At 62.5% G+C, this 18,570-nt stretch carries 9 protein-coding genes; 6 read left to right on the top strand and 3 right to left on the bottom strand.

Annotated features, from left to right (window positions below; translation table 11 throughout):
* Positions 1 to 132 precede the first annotated feature (132 nt).
* Positions 133 to 7,959 (bottom strand): retention module-containing protein, encoded by a 7,827-nt coding sequence (locus CD58_RS07660; RefSeq protein ID WP_025212450.1) that lies wholly within the window; start codon positions 7,957 to 7,959, stop codon positions 133 to 135.
* 454 nt (positions 7,960 to 8,413) lie between these two features.
* Between CD58_RS07660 and CD58_RS07655 the strand changes: the two genes are divergently transcribed.
* The 3 genes from CD58_RS07655 (at position 8,414) to CD58_RS07645 (ending at position 13,549) form a co-directional block, all read left to right on the top strand.
* Positions 8,414 to 9,772, top strand: coding sequence for a TolC family outer membrane protein (locus tag CD58_RS07655; RefSeq protein ID WP_025212449.1), 1,359 nt, complete (start codon positions 8,414 to 8,416; stop codon positions 9,770 to 9,772).
* A gap of 30 nt (positions 9,773 to 9,802) precedes the next feature.
* Positions 9,803 to 11,962, top strand: coding sequence for a type I secretion system permease/ATPase (locus CD58_RS07650; protein WP_025212448.1), 2,160 nt, complete (start codon positions 9,803 to 9,805; stop codon positions 11,960 to 11,962).
* Between the two features lie 222 nt (positions 11,963 to 12,184).
* Positions 12,185 to 13,549: an HlyD family type I secretion periplasmic adaptor subunit gene (locus tag CD58_RS07645; RefSeq protein ID WP_025212447.1), complete on the top strand. Its 1,365-nt coding sequence runs from the start codon at positions 12,185 to 12,187 to the stop codon at positions 13,547 to 13,549.
* A 158-nt stretch (positions 13,550 to 13,707) separates the two neighbouring features.
* Here the strand turns inward: CD58_RS07645 and CD58_RS07640 are convergent, their stop codons facing one another.
* Positions 13,708 to 14,304: a tRNA-uridine aminocarboxypropyltransferase gene (locus CD58_RS07640; protein WP_025212446.1), complete on the bottom strand. Its 597-nt coding sequence runs from the start codon at positions 14,302 to 14,304 to the stop codon at positions 13,708 to 13,710.
* Positions 14,305 to 14,313: 9 nt separating this feature from the next.
* The gene (locus tag CD58_RS07635; protein ID WP_025212445.1) at positions 14,314 to 15,207 is read right to left on the bottom strand and encodes a LysR family transcriptional regulator; all 894 of its coding nucleotides are present in this window, start codon (positions 15,205 to 15,207) and stop codon (positions 14,314 to 14,316) included.
* A 348-nt stretch (positions 15,208 to 15,555) separates the two neighbouring features.
* On the opposite strand from CD58_RS07635, the gene speB reads away from it, so the two are divergent.
* From speB to CD58_RS07620, 3 genes are read left to right on the top strand one after another with little or no spacing between them, the layout of a single operon-like run.
* Positions 15,556 to 16,506 (top strand): agmatinase, encoded by a 951-nt coding sequence (gene speB, locus CD58_RS07630; protein WP_025212444.1) that lies wholly within the window; start codon positions 15,556 to 15,558, stop codon positions 16,504 to 16,506.
* 9 nt (positions 16,507 to 16,515) lie between these two features.
* Positions 16,516 to 16,941: a YybH family protein gene (locus tag CD58_RS07625; RefSeq protein ID WP_025212443.1), complete on the top strand. Its 426-nt coding sequence runs from the start codon at positions 16,516 to 16,518 to the stop codon at positions 16,939 to 16,941.
* 54 nt (positions 16,942 to 16,995) lie between these two features.
* Positions 16,996 to 18,507: a purine-cytosine permease family protein gene (locus tag CD58_RS07620; protein WP_025212442.1), complete on the top strand. Its 1,512-nt coding sequence runs from the start codon at positions 16,996 to 16,998 to the stop codon at positions 18,505 to 18,507.
* Positions 18,508 to 18,570 lie beyond the last annotated feature (63 nt).

Here is an 18,570-nt window from a genome sequence, read left to right as displayed (position 1 = left end):
GCGGGAGCAAGCTCCCTCGCCACAAAGGCATGCATGCGTCCAGCAAATCTGTGGATCCACCCACAAGTTTCAGAAAAACAAAACCCGCCATTTCCAGACCGGAAATCGCGGGTTCTGTTATTTCAGTTCACCTCACACCGTGTCCACCTTCAATGAATGATCGTTGAGCATTCCGTTGATGATGGTCGCCGTATCTGCACCTGCGATCATCCCATCCACGCCCGGCGTGACGCCGTAATGGCTGGCGAGGTTGACGCCGGCCAGGTCGATGGTCTGGTTCGGCGTGGCGCCGGCGATGCTGCTGACGTCGATGCTGGTGATGACCGACGCCCCGCTGCCGCTCACGCTGAAATGCAGGTAATCATCCAGTGACGCCGCGCTGCCATTCTCTCCTTGCAACAGCTGGGACAGGTCGAGTTTATCGAGGCCGGGCGTGAAATCCGTGATCACGTCATGGCCGCTGTTGCCCGCCTGCCATTGGAAGGTATCGGCGCCGCTGCCACCGGTGAGGGTGTTGTTGCCCAGGCCGCCGATGAGCAAGTCGTCTCCGCCACCGCCATTAAGCACGTCATGGCCCAGTCCGCCGTTGATGCGGTTGCTCGCGCCGTCACCGGTGAGGGTGTCGTTGAAATTCGAGCCGATCAGGTTTTCGATGCCCGCCAGTGTGTCGGTGCCGGCGCCCAAGGTGTTTTGCGCCGCCAACAGCCCCAGGTTCACGGAGACCCCGGCAGTCGCATGGGCATAGCTCGCGGTGTCGTTGCCCGTACCGCCGTCGAGCAGGTCGTTGCCCGTACCGCTGTAAAGCAAGTCATTGCCTGCCCCGCCATGCAGGGTGTTGTTGCCCGAGCCAGCGCTGAGTATGTCGTTGCCGTCGCCCGCATTGAGGGTGTTGTCACCGTTGCCGGCCACCAGCACATCGTCCCCCGTGGTGCCCGTCAGGGTATGGCCCGCCTGGTAGCTGATGCCCACCGCCGCGCTGTCGCTACCGCCGTGGTTGTCGCTGGCGGTATAGCTGCCGTGATAATCCGGTGTGCTGTCCTGGGCGCCGGCGTAGTTGACGGTCATGGTCAGTTGATAGTTCTCCGCACCGTTGGGGTTGCCGCCGCTGCCGTTGGCAATGTTGGTGACGTGGATCTGGTAGTTGCCATCCGCCGCCGCCGTGAACGAGGCGCCGTCGGTGATCGCAATGAACGGCCCGCCATTGAGGGCGTATTCCAAGGTGATATGACCGCCCGCCAAATTGTGGTCCAGGGTGAGGGTTTCGCCCTGCTTGAGGGTGATGTTGAGCCGGTCTTCATCATTGGCGTTGTTGTTGGAAACCGCCCCCAACGCGCCGCTGACGACCAACACGGCGGTCATGGTCGCGGTGTTGGCGACGAAGGCGCTGCGATTGAGGTTGATCGACTGCACGTTGTTACCGGTGAAACTGACGGTGCCGGTGCTGCCGGTGAAGTCCGCGCCCTTGGCGACCCAGCCGGTATTGAAACTGGTGGGTGAAGCGGTAAGCGGATCGCCGTTGGCGTCGCTGTCGTTACCTAGCAGCAACTCTCCCGGCACCACGATGTTGCCCGACAGCACGTTGGTGATGACGTTGTCGTCGACCGCCACGGGCGGGCTGTTAGGCACGACTTTGATCACCAGGCTGGAACTGGCCAGGTCGCCATCGTTGTCACTGACGGTGTAGCCGATGTTCTCGGTGATCAACGTGCTGGTGGCGGTCTGGGAGGTATAGCTGAACGCACCAGTGTCGAGGTTGACCACCAGGGTACCGTCGTGGCTGGTGGCGATGCTCAGGGTGTTGGTCGCGGTATTGAAGCTGCCGTGGTTGATCCCGCCACTGGCAGTCAGCGCGCCATGGCCATCGTTGGCGGTCGGACTGTAGCTGTACGTCGTGCCGTCGACCACCAGGCTTTTGACAAACCCACCGTCGGCACCGAACGAGCCGCCTTCGCCCAACAGATTGCCGGTGACCGGTACGCCTTGCACGGTGCCGGAGAGCACCGAGTTGAGCTGATTCAAATCGGTGACCACCACCGCGTTGGTGTTGGTGTGGGTGCTGCCGTCGTAGGCCAGCGGATCGAGGTTGGCGTTGCTGACGCCGCTGCCCAGGCCAATGGCGTAGTTCTTGATGCCGTTGGCGTCGAGGAAGGCTTTCCACGCGGTTTCATCGGCCGTGCCGGTTTCCTGGCCCGAGGTGGGTTTGCCGTCGGAGAAGAAGTAGCCGATGTTCTGCGCCCCGGTCAGTTGCCCGGACGTGACGAACGCGGTCTTGGCGGCCGCCACCGCCGCATCGTAGTTGGTCCCGCCATCGGCCGTCAGGCTGGTGAGAAGCGACTTGGCGGTTGCCACATCCACCCACACCGACGTTTGGTCAGTGGCGCTGCTGCTGAACGTCACGAGCTGGACTTTCACGTCCCCCAGGTCGTCGTATTTATCCAGCAAGGCACTGATGGCCTGCTTCGCCAGGTCCAGCCGCGACAGCCCCGGCACACCGGAAGCATCGGCCATGCTGCCGGACACGTCGAGTACGATCAGCAGGTTCGAATCGATCTCCACCGCCGTCACGGAACGTTCGGAGGCGATGGCCTTGGGCACATCGTCGACGATGCTCACCACCAGGTTGCCGGTGACGCTGTTGCCCAGGGCATCCGTCGCTTGATAGGTGAAGCTTTCGCCCAGGACGTTCGGGCCGTCGTTGGCATGGGGCGTTGTCGTGGCAGGCGAAGTCAGGGTGTAGGTGTACGAGCCATCGGGGTGCAGCGATAGCTGGCCGTAAGCGCCCGTGGCGTTGCCCACCAGGGTGAAGGTCACTGCGCCGGTAGCACCGGTCACCGAACCGACAAGACTGCCGGTGGCGGTTTCGCTGGTGGCGCTCGGATCGCTGCCGGTGACGGTGCCAGGCGCCAGGTCCTGGCCGTCCTGGTTCAGGTCCAGGGCTTTTTCGTAGACGGCAATGTCCTGGTCGGGATTGGCGACCAGGCAGCTGTTGTGCACGTCGATGGTGATGGTCGTGGTGCTCTCATCACCATCGGCATCGCGCACTGTGTAGGTGAACACATCCGTGGCGCCCGGCGCGCCGACAGCGTCCGGGTTGCTGTGGTAAACGGCATTGCCGTTGGCGTCCAGGGTCAGGTAGCCGTAGGTGCCGTTGATCTGGGTGTTGAGGCCGCCAGTAGCAGGGTTCGAGGTGTCACTGCCGGCGCGCACACCGATGACTGCACCGCCGTCGGCGCCGAGCACGTCGTTATCCAGCACGTTGCCGTTGACCGTCCCGCCCTCCACCACCGACGCGGTATCACAGTGCGCCTTGGGCACGTCGTCGACGATATTGATGACGATGGTATTGGTGACGCTGTTGCCCAGGGAATCCGTCGCTTGGTAAGTGAAGCTTTCGTTCAACACGTTCGGGCCGTCGTTGGCATGGGGCGCTGTCGTGGCGGGCGAAGTCAGGGTGTAGGTGTACGAGCCATCGGGGTGGAGCATTAGCTGACCATAGGCCCCCGTGGCGTTGCCCACCAGGGCGAAGGTCACGGCACCGACAGCACCGCTGACCGACCCCACGAGACTACCGGTGGCGGTTTCGCTGGTGGAACCTGGCGTGCTGCCGGTGACTGTGCCGGGGGCCAAGTCCTGGCCGTCCTGGTTCAGGTCCAGGGCTTTCTCATAAACGGTAATGTCATGGTCGGTTTCGGCGACCAGGCAGCTGTTGTGCACGTCGATCGTAATGGTCGTGGTGCTTTCATCGCCATCGGCATCGCGCACGGTGTAGGTGAACACGTCGGTAGCGCCGGGGGCGCTGACGGTGTTCGGATTGCTGTGGTAAACCGCATTGCCGTTGGCGTCCAGGGTCAGGTAGCCGTAGCTGCCATTGATCTGGCTGTTGAGGCCGCCGATGGCGGGGTTCGAGGTGTCGTTACCGGCGCGTACGCCGATCACCATGCCACCGTCCGCGCCGAGCACGTCGTTGTCCAGCACATTGCCGTCGACCGTCCCGCCCTCCATCACCGAAGCGAAATCGGCATGGGCGTTGGGCACGTCGTCGACGATGTCGATGACGATAGTGCTGGTGACCGTGTTGCCCAACGAGTCCGTGGCTTGGTAGGTGAAGCTTTCGCTCAGCACGTTCGGGCCGTCGTTGGCGTGGGGCGTGGTCGTGGCTGGCGCCGTCAGGGTGTAGGTATACGAACCGTCGGGCTGAAGCGACAGTTGACCGTAGGCACCGGTGGCGTTGCCCACCAGCGCGAACGTGACTGCGCCAACGGCTCCACTGATCGAGCCGACAAGGCTGCCGCTGGCGGTTTCGCTGGTGGCATTCGGGGCACTACCGGTGACGGTCCCGGGTGCCAGGTCCTGGCCATCCTGGTTCAGGTCGAGGGATTTTTCATAGACGCTGATTTCGTGGTCGGGTGTGGCGACGAGGCAGATATCGTGGACATCGATGGTGATGGTGGTGGTGCTTTCATCACCATCGGCATCGCGCACGGTGTAGGTGAATACATCGGTCGCGCCTGGGGCACTGACGGTGTTCGGATTGCTGTGATAGACGGCATTGCCGTTGGCGTCCAGGGTCAGGTAGCCGTAGGTGCCATTGATCTGGGTATTCAGGCCGCCAATCGCCGGAGTCGAGGTGTCGTCACCCGCGCGCACGCCGATCACGGCACCACTCGCGGCCGGCCCGTCGGCACCGCCTTCGTCGTTGTTCAGGACGTTGCCACTGACCGTCCCGCCCTCATCCACCGAGGCAGAATCAGCGTGAGCGGTTGGCAAGTCGTCGACGATATTTACGTCCAGGTTGCCATTGGCCGTGGTGCCGTTGTCGTCGGTCACGACTACAGCAAATTGCTCGCTGAGGCTGTTCGCACCGTTGGCGTTTGGATGGGCTTCGTTGTCCAGCAAGGTGTAGCTGTAGGTCACCACGCCGGTCGCGGCGTTGAAGCCGGTGATGGTCAGGGTGTTGCCCAGTGCAGTGGTGATCGACTGAGGAAAGCCGGCCGCCACGCCACCGGTGACGACGTTGATGCCGCCAACACTCAGGGTCTGCACTCCGTCCAGCGCGGTAACGGTAAAGGTGCCGTTTTGAGTCAGGGCCGGAGCATCCGGGCTGCTGCCGTCGCTGAGGTTTTTCTCCTGGACCGTCAGCTCACCGCCCTCGGTGTCGAGGCCGCTGATGATCACGGGGTCGTCGTTGTTGTGCACTTGCAGCACCAGGTCCGCGGTGCTGGTGTCGCCGTCGGCATCGGTCAGGGTGTAGGTGAACGTCTCGCTGCCGTTGCCACCGCCGTGCAGGCCTTTGAAGTCGGCATCGGCTGCGTTGAGGGTGTAGGTGTAGGAGCCGTCGGCGTTGAGGACAAGGGTGCCGTAGGTGCCGGTGAACGTGCCGGGAGTGATGGGGCCGGAAGCGACTTGGTCCGCACCTTGGGTGTCGTTGGTCAGCACGCTGCCGGTCAGGGTCAGGTTGGTTTCCGACGCCGTGTTGGCGTTGCTGTCGTCCACGGCCTTTGGCAAGTCGTCGACGATATTTACGTCCAGGTTGCCATTGGCCGTGGTGCCGTTGTCATCGGTCACGACTACAGCAAATTGCTCGCCGAGGCTGTTGGCGCCGTTGGCGTTTGGATGGGCTTCGTTGTCCAGCAAGGTGTAGCTGTAGGTCACCACGCCGGTCGCGGCGTTGAAGCCGGTGATGGTCAGGGTGTTGCCCAGTGCAGTGGTGATCGACTGAGGAAAGCCGGCCGCCACGCCACCGGTGACGACGTTGATGCCGCCAACACTCAGGGTCTGCACACCGTCCAGCGCGGTGACGGTAAAGGTGCCGTTTTGAGTCAGGGCCGGAGCATCCGGGCTGCTGCCGTCGCTGAGGTTTTTCTCCTGGACCGTCAGCTCACCGCCCTCGGTGTCGAGGCCGCTGATGATCACGGGGTCGTCGTTGTTGTGCACTTGCAGCACCAGGTTCGCGGTGCTGGTGTCGCCGTCGGCATCGGTCAGGGTGTAGGTGAACGTCTCGCTGCCGTTGCCACCGCCGTGCAGGCCTTTGAAGTCGGCATCGGCTGCGTTGAGGGTGTAGGTGTAGGAGCCGTCGGCGTTGAGGACCAGGGTGCCGTAGGTGCCGGTGAACGTGCCGGGAGTGATGGGGCCGGAAGCGACTTGGTCCGCACCTTGGGTGTCGTTGATCAGCACGCTGCCGGTCAGGGTCAGGTTGGTTTCCGACGCCGTGTTGGCGTTGCTGTCGTCCACGGCCTTTGGCAAGTCGTCGACGATATTTACGTCCAAGTTGCCATTGGCCGTGGTGCCGTTGTCGTCGGTCACGACTACAGCAAATTGCTCGCCGAGGCTGTTGGCGCCGTTGGCGTTTGGATGGGCTTCGTTGTCCAGCAAGGTGTAGCTGTAGGTCACCACGCCGGTCGCGGCGTTGAAGCCGGTGATGGTCAGGGTGTTGCCCAGTGCAGTCGTGATGGACTGAGGGAAACCGGCCGCCACGCCACCGGTGACGACGTTGATGCCGCCAACACTCAGGGTCTGCACTCCGTCCAGCGCAGTGACGGTAAAGGTGCCGCTTTGAGTCAGGGCCGATGCATCCGGGCTGCTGCCGTCGCTGAGGTTTTTCTCCTGCAATGACAGCTCACCGCCCTCGGTGTCGAGGCCGCTGATGATCACCGGATCGTCATTGTTGTGCACTTGCAGCACCAGGTTTGCGGTGCTGGTGTCGCCGTCGGCATCGGTCAGGGTGTAGGTGAAGGTTTCGGTGCCGCTTCCTCCGCCGTGCAGCGCGACGAACTGCGGGTCGCTGGTGTTCAGGGTGTAGGTATACGTGCCGTTGGGGTTGAGCACCAGGGTGCCATAGGTGCCGGTAAACGTCCCGCCAATGATCGGCCCGCTGTCGGGTCCGGTAGGGATACGGTCGGCGCCTTGATGATCGTTGGGCAATACGTTGCCGGTGAGCGTGACGAGGGTTTCCGATGCCGAGTTGGCGTGACTGTCGTCGATCGCCTGGGGCACGTCGTCGGTGATGTTGACGTCCAGGGTGCCGGTGGCGGTATCGCCATCAGTGTCAACGGCCACGACCGGGAACTGTTCGGTGATGTTGTTGGCCCCATCGCCGGCAGGATGCGTTTCATTGTCCGTCAGGGTGTAGCTGTAGCTGACCACACCGGTGGCCGGGTTGTAGCCGGTGATGGTCAACGTGTTACCCAGCGCCGAGGTGATGGTTTGGGGAAAGCCTGCGGGCACGCCGCCAGCGATCACGCTGATGCCGCCGATGCTCAGGCTGCTCAGCCCATCGGGGGCAGAAACCGTGAAGGTGCCACTTTGCACCAGCGCCGCCGGATTGCTGGTCGTGCCGTCGGCCAGGTTGGCCTCGTGGGTGGTCAGTTCGCCCCCCTCCACATTGACCCCATCCAGCGTCACGGGGTTATCCGGTGTTTCGGGCGGCACCGCGCCATCGTCACCGTTGTTATCCGGATCACCCGCCAGCTCCAGAAGCGGAAACTCGGGAATCCCGTTGAACCCAGCCGTGGGGAAACCAATCTGCGGATCGACTTCCCCGCCGACTTCTTCCAGCAACACGAAGTTGTGTCCGCCACCCACCCCACCGGGGTTGCCACCCTCAGGGCCCGCGGCCGTGGCTTCGCCGGTCTGGGTCGGGTCGGCACCGGCGGCGATGGCTTGTTGCAGTTTTTGCACATCGGTCAACTGCGCGTCACTCGGTGTCACTGCTTCAGGTGTGTCGACATGAGGCGCATGGTTGGCGAGCAGCTGGGGAGTCAGGGTCAGGTTACTTCCGCGGCCCAGGGTCAACTCCTGACCGTTCTGCAAATGCACTGCCACCGCCCCTTCGCCCCCGGTGATCAAGTGCTCGCCGGCATAGAGCCGATCGCCTTCAACCAGAGGCCGCCGCAGGCCACCGGCCACTTCTGCGAAAACCTGCCCCACCACCTTGCTGACGGTACCGATGAGCGCTGCCATGTGCATTTCCTCCGTTGCCAACCGCAGTCGGCACCTGTCTGGGTGAAGAATTCGTGTCAGGTCGGCAACCCGAAAAATCTGGAAAATCTGCCAGCTTTCGAGTCAGTGAGAGGTGCTAGCCATTCGCCGCGATGACAAAAAACCGTCACACCAAATCACCACTCATTTCGCCTTTTCGGCACTTCTTCACATTCGTTTCAAAATTTTGATGGAACTTTTATTGACGCCTAAAAGCCGTCAGGAACCGCATATTCAAAGGCTTTCCCTTTGAACAATGTGCCGGTTTTTTCCAAGCACATAAGTTTTTTTCGGAATAACCCTTATGAAAAATCCTTCTTAGGTTTTCCGCAGAATGTTCTTAGCTGTGTTGTTACAAGCTTGAAACGGTTTTGATCTTAAATACGTCAATATTATGGCGACACCGAAATACTACAGACCTCAGGAGATGCACCCCATGCGCGTTCTAACCCCCCTCTGCAGCGCGGTCTTGCTGGCCATGGCCTGTTCTTCTCAGGCGCAGGCCATGTCTTTGACCGAAGCGATCCAGAGCACCATTGCGACTCACCCGGAGCTGGCCCAACGGGTAGACAGCCGTCTGTCGGCCAATGAAGACGTCAAAGTTGCCAGAGGGGGCTTTTTTCCGTCAGTGGATTTGAATGCCGGGTACGGTCGTGGCTACAGCGACAACACCAACACCCGGGCCTTGGGCAATCACCACACCAATATCCTGACCTACACCCAATCGGAGCTGCGCCTGCGGCAGATGATCTTCGACGGGTTCAACACCGCCAACGAAGTGGAACGCACCAAAGGCGTGGTCAACTCCCGGGCCTATTACGCCCAGGGCACCGCCCAGGACCTGGCCCTGCGCACCATCGAGGTCTACCTGGAAGTGCTCAAGCGGCGCGAGCTGGTGACCCTGGCCAAGAACAACCTGCAAGCGCACCTGCGGGTCAACGACCAGATCGGCCTGCGCACCGAGCGTGGGGTGGGTAGCACGGCCGACTCCGACCAGTCCAATGCCCGTCGGGCCCTGGCGGAAAACAACTACGATACCGCCCAGGTCGACCTGGCCGATGCCGAGGCGAATTTCTACAGCGTGGTCGGGCGTATGCCCGACGAGCTGGAAGCACCGCCCTCGACCAAAGGCGAAATGCCCGGCGACCTGCGCCAAGCCCAGCAAAGCATGATGGATAACAACCCGTACCTGAAATCGGCACAAGCCGACATACAGTCCGCCGAAAGCCAGTACGAAGTGGCCAAGTCGCCGTTTTACCCGCGCTTCGACGCTGAGGCGGCAGTGGGCGCCAATAACAACATCGGTGGCGAAGAAGGTCACGACAACAACTGGCGGGTCGGTGTGGTGATGAACTACAACCTGTTCCGCGGCGGCAGTGACAAGGCGCGACTGGCGTCCAATGCCCACCAGATCAACCAGGCCATGGACATTCGCAACAACGCTCTACGCCAGCTCAACGAAGACACACGCCTGGCCTGGAACGCGATGAACAACGCCCGCAAACAGACCCCCACCGCCCGCGAATACGCCGAAACCACTTCCCGCGTGCGCGCCGCGTATCAGGATCAATTCGGGCTCGGCCAGCGGACCTTGCTCGATGTGCTCGACAGCGAAAACGAGCTGTACAACGCCAACCGTCGCTACACCGAGGTGCGTTACACCGAGGAATACTCGATGTACCGGGTGCTGGCGAACATGGGCCAGCTCTTGAGCAAACAACGGGTGGTGCTGCCGGCCGATGCGGTCGCCCAGACCGAGGTCAAAAACGAAGCACGGCTGCCCGAACTGAAGTAGCCCTCCAAAAAAAGAATGGGAACGATCAATGTGACCAGCATGGAACCCGCAACCCTTGGCGCCGATCCGCGCCTGAATTTCGACGATCCTTTGCTGGACGGTCTATTGATCCTCTGCAAACTCCATGGCGCGACAGTCAGCCGCGCCAGCCTCAGCGCCGGGCTTCCTATGGCGCACCAACGCCTGAGCCTGGACCTGCTGCCTCGTGCAGCGGCCCGGGCCAGCTTGCAGGCGCGATTGCTGCGCCGGGACCTGGGCGACATCTCGCCGCTCAACCTGCCGGTGATGCTGATTCTGGCCGGTGGCCGCTGCGCGGTGTTGCGGCGCTGGGGCGAGGACGGCAAGGCACTGATCCTGCCCAGCGAAGCCGATGGTGGCGAGCAATGGGTCAGCCGCGAGGAACTGATCGCCAACTACAGCGGCCAGGCGTTGTTCGCCCGGCCGCGACATGAACTCGAAGACCTGCGCTCGCCCCTGGTGCCGCGGGTCGAGGCGTGGTTTCGCGACACCTTGAAACTGTCGCGCTGGCTGTACAGCGACGCGATCCTGGCAAGTTTCCTGATCAACCTGCTGGGGCTGATGGTGCCGCTGTTCGTCATGCAGACCTACGACCGCGTGGTGCCGAACCAAGCCACCTCTACGTTGTGGGTGTTGGCCGTGGGGCTGTTGATCGGCACCGGCTTCGAACTGGTCCTGCGGGTGGTACGGGCCCATCTGCTGGACACCGCTGGCAAGAAAACCGATGTGATTCTTTCCGCCACGCTGTTCGAGCGCATCACGGGCATGGCCATGAAGGCCAAACCGGTGACCATCGGCGGGTTTGCCCAAAGCATCCACGACTTCCAGGGCCTGCGGGAATTTCTCACCGCCGTGACCCTCACGAGCCTGATCGACCTGCCCTTCGCCGTGCTGATGCTGCTGGTGATCGGCTTGCTGGGTGGCTGGCTGGTGGTGATTCCAGTGGTGGCGTTTCCGCTCACCATTGTCTTCGCGATGATCATCCAGGTGCGCCTTCGCGACACCGTGCAAAAAAGCCTGGCCCTCGGCGCCCAGCGCCAGGCCTTATTGATTGAAACCCTCGGCGGCCTGGAAACCCTCAAGGCTTGCAGCGCCGAAAGCGAACGCCAGCATCAATGGGAAAGCACCCACGGCGCCCTCACCCGCCTGGACAGCCACGCACGCAACCTCTCGGCACTGGCGACCAACGGCACGTTGTTCCTGCAACAACTGGCCGGCATGGCGACCATCGTCGCCGGGGTCTACAGCATCATCGCCGGCAACCTCAGCGTCGGCGCGCTGGTGGCGACCTACATGCTCGGCAGCCGGGTACTCGCTCCGCTGGGGCAGATCGCCGGACTGATCACCCGCTACCAGCAAGCCCAGCTCACCATGCGCAGCACCGATGCCTTGATGGCGTTGCCCCAGGAGCGCGATGCCAAGCAGCGGCCGCTGGACCGTACCCAACTGCAGGGCGGGCTGGAGGTCAACGGCGTGACGTTCCACTACAACGGCCAGAACGCTCCGGCGCTGGCCAATATCAGCTTCAGCCTCAAGCCCGGCGAGCGGGTGGGCATCATCGGTCGCAGTGGTTCGGGCAAGAGCACCCTGGCACGGTTGGTGATGGGTTTCTATGCCCCGGAGGAAGGCCAGTTGCTGCTCGATGGCCTGGACCTGCGGCAGCTGGACGTAGCCGACCTGCGCCAACAGATCGGCTACGTCGCCCATGACCTGCCGTTGCTGGCCGGTAGCCTGCGGGACAACCTCACCCTCGGCGCCCGCTATATCAGTGACGCGCGCATGCTGGAAGTCGCCGAGTTGACCGGGGTCACCGAACTGGCGCGCCAGCATCCCCAAGGTTTCGACCGCCCGGTGGGCGAGCGCGGGCAGTTGCTTTCCGGTGGTCAGCGCCAGGCTGTGCTGCTGGCCAGGGCCTTGCTGCTCGACCCACCGATCCTGCTGCTGGACGAGCCCACCAGCGCCATGGACAACAGCAGTGAAGACGTCCTCAGACAAAAACTCCACACCCATGTCCAGGGCAAGACGGTGCTGCTGGTGACCCACCGAACCTCGATGCTCAGCCTGGTGGACCGGTTGGTGGTGCTGGACAACGGACGGATTGTGGCCGATGGGCCGAAGGACGCGGTCATCGATGCGTTGCGCAAGGGACGGGTAGGCTCTGCGGCGGTTTAACAGCCCACACAACACCTGTGGCGAGGGAGCTTGCTCCCGCTGGGCGGCGAAGCACCCCCCAAGGCCATTCACCTCGCGGCATCAGACAGACCGCGTCGACAGGTTTTACGACGGCTTCGCCGCCGAGCGGGAGCAAGCTCCCTCGCCACAAAAAGCAGCACCCCGCTTTTTTCTAAAAAGCCGCACCTAGCTCTATTTCACTTAACCGACGGGTATCGCCCCATGTCTGCTCAAACACCGGATTCCGCCGCTCGAAGCTACTTCGGCAGTTTCAGCAAAAGCGCCGAAAGCGAATTCATGCCGGAAACTGCCGGCGCCACGTTGCAGGATTCGCCCCGGCGCTCCCGTGTCACCGTGTGGCTGGCCGCCGGGCTGATCATCACCGGGCTGGTCTGGGCGAAACTGGCGGTCTTGCAGGAAGTCACCACTGGCGAAGGCAAGGCGATTCCGTCGAGCAAGATCCAGGTGATCCAGAACCTGGAGGGCGGTATCGTCACCGAGATTTTCGTCCGTGAAGGCCAGATGGTGAACAAGGGCGACACCCTGTTGCGCCTGGACGATACGCGGTTTCTGTCGAACAAGGGCGAGAGCGAAGCCGACCGCTATGCCTTGACCGCCCAGGTCGAGCGCCTGTCGGCCGAGGCTGAGGGCCGTCCCTTTAAACTTTCCGCAGAGGTAATCGCCAAGGCCCCGCAAGTGGCCGAGGACGAGCGCTCGCTGTACGAACAACGGCAGCGGCGCCTGGCCAGCGAACAACGGACCCTGACCGAACAACTGCGACAGAAGACCCAGGAGCTGGCGGAGTTTCGCTCCAAGCAAGGCCAATTCAGCTCCGCCCTGGGCTTGCTGCAAGAAGAAATGAACATGTCCGCGCCCCTGGTGCGCACCGGGGCCGTGTCGCCGGTGGAGATCCTGCGTCTCAAACGCAGCGCGGTGGAAATCCGCGGCTCGCTCAACGCCACCACCTTGGCGATCCCTCGGGCCGAATCGGCGATCAATGAGATCAAAAGCAAGATCGATGAGTCCGAACAGTCCTTCCGCTCGGACGCGGCCAAGGACCTCAACGAGAAACGCACGGAACTGTCGAAAATCGCCGCGTCGAGCATCGCCATCGACGACCGCGTGACCCGCACCACTGTAGTTTCGCCAGTACACGGGGTGATCAAGCAACTGAAGGTCAACACCATCGGCGGCGTGGTCCAGCCGGGCAGCGACATGGTGGAAATCGTCCCGTTGGAAGACAACCTGCTGATCGAAGCCAAGGTCCGCCCCCAGGACGTGGCGTTCCTGCATCCGGGCCAGAAAGCCATGGTCAAGTTCAGCGCCTACGACTACACCATCTACGGCGGGCTCAGCGCCAAGCTCGAACTGATCGGCGCCGACACCATCACCGATGACAAGGGCAACAGCTTCTACCTGATCCAGGTGCGCACCGACAAAAACCATCTGGGCGGGGATGTGAAACCGTTGCTGATCATTCCAGGGATGGTGGCGACAGTGGATATCATTACCGGGGAGAAAAGTGTGCTGGATTACTTGCTCAAGCCGGTGTTGAAGGCGCGGACCGAGGCGATGCGCGAGCGCTGATCTGGATTTGACTCGCCCTGTGGCGAGGGAGCTTGCTCCCGCTGGGCTGCGAAGCAGCCCCAAGACCATTCACCTCGCTGTATCAGACAGACCGCGCCAGTAGGTTTTACGACGGCTGCGCCGCCGAGCGGGAGCAAGCTCCCTCGCCACAAGGGCCTCTAAACCCCTCCATGGTTCTTCTGGTAGGTCTCCTCCCCCATCGCCGCAATCTGCCCCTCGATCAACGCCTCAAACGGCCTCAACAACGGCTCGAAACTCGCCGGCGCCTCCAGCGTCTGCAATGCCTGGACAATCGCCTCCACCGTCGACAGCGCCTCGGGCCCCGGCGCCTTGCGCAACCGGTAGCGAGACACCCCACCTTCGGCCAGCGCTACCCTCGGCAGCGCCGCCAACAAGGGATTGAGGTGCAGCAACTTGCGCGCCTTGCGCCAAGTGCCATCGGGGACGACCAGCAGGATCGGATCCTCGGACGGGGCATAGGCTTGCAACGGCTGCGCCTCGTCGCCGGGAAACAGCAAGCGCGCCTGATAACCCGGTGGGTTGAGCAACCTGGGCAAATCCTCGAACACCTCGCCCACGATCAACTCGGCATTGTTCAGCCCCAGCGCCGCCAGCCGGGCGGTGTTCAAGGCGTGATTCACTTCGCTGGGATGCTGCAACAACAACACCCGGGTGCGGCTGTCGAGGCTGGGGATCAATGGGCACAGACAATGGCTTTGCGGCCTGTGGCAACGCGGGCAATGGATTCGGGACATGGCGGCACCTCAGGCCTGGTTGAGCTGCGCCTTGAGCAGGTCGCGGAACGTCTGGATCAGCGGCTCGCGACTGCGGCCACGGCGCACGATCATCGAAAACGGCGCCTGGTAGCCAAAGGTCGCCGGCAACAGTACGCGCAAGTCGCCCTTGTCGACCCAAGCCTGGGCGTAGTGCTCGGGCAGGTAACCGATGTAGGCACCGGATAACACCAGGATCAACTGAGCCTCCATGCTCTCCACCGTCGCTGCGCTGTGCTTGAAGCCGTGGCGGGCCAGTTCGGCCTGGCTCCAATAACCGCGCCCGACCATGCGCTGCTGGGTGATGACTTGCTCGGGGATGCGCCGCTCGTTGAACAGCGGGTGTCGGTTGCTGCAATACAACCAGTGCTGCTCACGGTACAGCGGCATGTAGACCAGCCCGCTCATGCGCGAGGAAAACGCACCGATGGCCAGGTCCAGGCGATTGTCCTGCACGCCCAGCTGCAATTCATAAGGGCTCATGACCGACAGGTGCAAGTGCACCGCCGGATGCTCCTGGCTGTAGGCGCCGATGGCTTCGGCGAACGGCAGGGCCTTGTCGCTGACGGTGGAATCGATCACCCCCAGGTTCAACGTGCCACGCAATTCGCCCTTGAGCGCCGCCGCGTATTGTTCGAACCCTTCAAGCTCGCCCAGCAGGCGCAGGGTTTCCTGATGGAACAACTCACCCTTGCTGGTCAGGCTGAAACCGCCTCGGCCGCGATGACACAACACCAGGCCCAGGGCCGATTCAAGCTGGCTCATGTAGGTGCTGATGGCCGAGGTGGACAGGTTGAGTTCGTGCTGGGCGTTGGCGAACCCCTGGTGCCGGACCACGCTGACGAAAATACGCAGCAGTTTCAGGTCGGGTAGAGCGTTGGCCATCAGATGCTCCTGAACGCTGGATGTATGGAATTGCAGATATCTATGTGGCGAGGGAGCTTGCTCCCGCTCGGCGGCGCAGCCGTCGCAGAACCTGTCGCTGCAATCTGCCTGATGCACCGAGGTGAATGGTTTTGGGGTGGCTTCGCCGCCCAGCGGGAGCAAGCTCCCTCGCCACAGGGGGCACTATGTCCCCTCATCCAAACAGGGGGACTGCCGCGAAGTCTATCGCCCCGCCCTCCATTAGTTTAGAAAAATCTGAACTAAGTATTTGCCCCCAGCGATTCTTCCCGTTCCACGCTTTTCGCAGAATCGGCCCCTGATAAATAAAACAACGATGAGGCCCTACCCGTGGACAAGATTCTTCACCAACCACTGGGCGGCAACGAAATGCCGCGCTTCGGCGGCATCGCCACCATGATGCGACTCCCCCATTTGCAAACCGCTGCCGGCCTGGACGCGGCCTTCGTCGGCGTGCCGCTGGACATCGGCACCTCCCTGCGCGCCGGCACCCGTTTCGGGCCCCGCGAGATCCGCGCCGAATCGGTGATGATCCGCCCCTACAACATGGCCACTGGTGCGGCGCCGTTCGACTCGCTGGCGGTGGCCGACATCGGTGATGTGCCGATCAACACCTTCAATCTGCTGGACGCGGTGCGGATCATCGAAGCGTCGTATCACAAGATCCTCGAACACAACGTCATCCCCCTGACCCTGGGCGGCGATCACACCATCACCCTGCCAATCCTGCGGGCCATCCACAAGAAACACGGCAAGGTCGGCCTGGTGCACATCGACGCCCACGCCGATGTAAACGACCACATGTTCGGCGAGAAAATCGCCCACGGCACCACCTTCCGACGCGCCGTGGAAGAAGGCCTGCTCGATTGCGACCGCGTGGTGCAAATCGGCCTGCGGGCCCAGGGCTACACGGCCGATGATTTCAACTGGAGCCGCAACCAGGGATTCCGCGTGGTCCAGGCCGAAGAGTGCTGGCATAAATCCCTGGCACCGTTGATGGCTGAAGTCCGTGAGAAAGTCGGTGGCGGCCCGGTCTACCTGAGCTTCGACATCGACGGCATCGACCCGGCCTGGGCGCCTGGCACCGGCACCCCGGAAATCGGTGGGCTGACCACCATCCAGGCGATTGAAATCGTGCGCGGCTGCCAGGGTCTCGACCTGGTTGGTTGCGATCTGGTAGAAGTTTCGCCGCCCTACGACACCAGCGGCAATACTTCGCTGCTGGGCGCCAACCTGCTGTACGAGATGCTTTGCGTACTGCCCGGCGTGGTTCATCGCTGAGGTGCGCCCATGAACGAACAGCAGCAGGTTCTCAAGGCCGCCGCAGAACTGGTGTCGGCCTTCGCCCGCAATGACCGCGACGCCTACTTTGGCGCATTCACGACCGACGCGAGTTTCGTGTTCTACACCCTCGAACAGCCCCTGCTGTCACGCGATGCTTACCAGGCGTTGTGGGACCGCTGGCGGTCCGAGGATGGCTTCGAGGTGCTGTCATGCACCTCGAGCAACGCCTTCGTCAGCCTGCAAGGGGACGTGGCGGTGTTCATCCATGACGTGGCCACCGAGCTGCGCATGCAAGGGGAGCAACACTTTAGCCAGGAGCGCGAAACCATCCTGTTCCGCAAACAGGAAGGCCGCGCACAAGAACAACAAGGCCTATGGCTGGCCTGCCATGAACATTTGTCCGCCATGCCGGAAGGGCTGCCACCCCCTTAGCCAAACAGGCGACGCTTACACACGATGAGCGCGCCTTTATGATTGGAGCAGGTCATGAATAACAATAACGACAACAGCCTTACGCAAATCGAAACCTTCGGGGTCGAACAGATCCCGGACCACGAACGAACCGCCGGCCCGGGCGATCTGTTTCGCCTGATCTTCGGCGGCGCCAATACCTTCGCCACCGCCGTGCTCGGCAGTTTCCCAGTGCTGTTCGGCCTGTCGTTCCAGGCCGGTGTCTGGGCGATTGTATTGGGGGTATTGGTGGGCTCGATCATCCTCGCCCCCATGGGCCTGTTCGGCCCGCTCAACGGCACCAACAACGCCGTGTCTTCCGGTGCGCACTTCGGCGTGCACGGGCGGATCGTCGGCTCGTTCCTGTCATTGCTGACCGCCATTGCGTTCTTCTCATTGTCGGTGTGGAGCTCGGGGGATGCTTTGATCGGCGGGGCCAAGCGGCTGATCGGCTTGCCGGAAACCGACCTGAGCCTGGGCCTGGCCTATGGCCTGTTCGCCCTGCTGGTATTGACGGTGTGCATCTACGGCTTTCGTTTCATGCTGTGGGTCAACCGCATCGCCGTATGGGCCGCCAGCCTGTTGTTCCTGCTGGGCATCCTGGCTTTCGCGCCGACCTTCGACAGCCAGTTCGCCGGCACCGTCGCCCTCGGTCAGCCGGGCTTCTGGGCGGCGTTCATCGGCGCAGCGCTGGTGGCCATGAGCAACCCGATTTCCTTCGGTGCGTTCCTGGGTGACTGGTCGCGCTACATCCCACGCCACACGCCGAAGCGCCGCATCATGCTGGCGGTGATCGCCGCGCAATTGGCGACGCTGATCCCGTTCCTGTTCGGCCTCGCCACCGCCACCATCGTCGCGATCAAGGCGCCGGACTACATCGCCGCCAACAACTACGTGGGCGGGCTGCTGGCGGTTTCGCCGAGCTGGTTCTTCCTGCCGGTGTGCCTGATTGCGGTGATCGGCGGCATGTCCACCGGCACCACGTCGCTGTATGGCACCGGGCTGGACATGTCCAGCGTGTTCCCACGGGTGCTGTCACGGGTCAAGGCGACACTGTTGATCGGTGTGCTGTCGATTGCCTTCATCTTCATCGGGCGCTTCGCCGCGAACCTGGTGCAGAGCGTGTCCACCTTCGCCGTGCTGATCATCACCTGCACCACCCCGTGGATGGTGATCATGATCATCGGCCTGCTGGTGCGGCGCGGTTTCTACTGCCCAGATGACCTGCAAGTATTCACCCGGGGCGAAACCGGCGGACGCTACTGGTTCACCCATGGATGGAACTGGCGCGGCCTGGGAGCGTGGATTCCAAGCGCATTGGTGGGGTTGTGTTTCGTCAACCTGCCGGGGCAGTTCGTCGGGCCGCTGGGCGAGCTGGCCGGCGGGATCGATATCAGCCTGCCGGTGACCCTGGGCCTGGCCTCGGTGGTGTACCTGGTGTTGCTTGGGGTGTTTCCAGAGCCGGCGGCGGTGTATGGGCCGGATGATCCGCGTAGCAAGGGGGCTTCGGTGCCAATCGATACCCTCTCGATCAGACAGACCGTCTGATCTGAGTCAACGCAATACCGGTGGCGAGGGACCCCCTCGTCACCGTCATGTTTACAAAATAAA

It is taken from the genome of Pseudomonas brassicacearum (assembly GCF_000585995.1).
In the GTDB taxonomy this organism is placed as follows: Bacteria; Pseudomonadota; Gammaproteobacteria; order Pseudomonadales; family Pseudomonadaceae; genus Aquipseudomonas; species Aquipseudomonas brassicacearum_A.
Note: the sequence above shows the minus strand (reverse complement) of the source record. Positions and strands in the feature narration are given on the sequence as shown.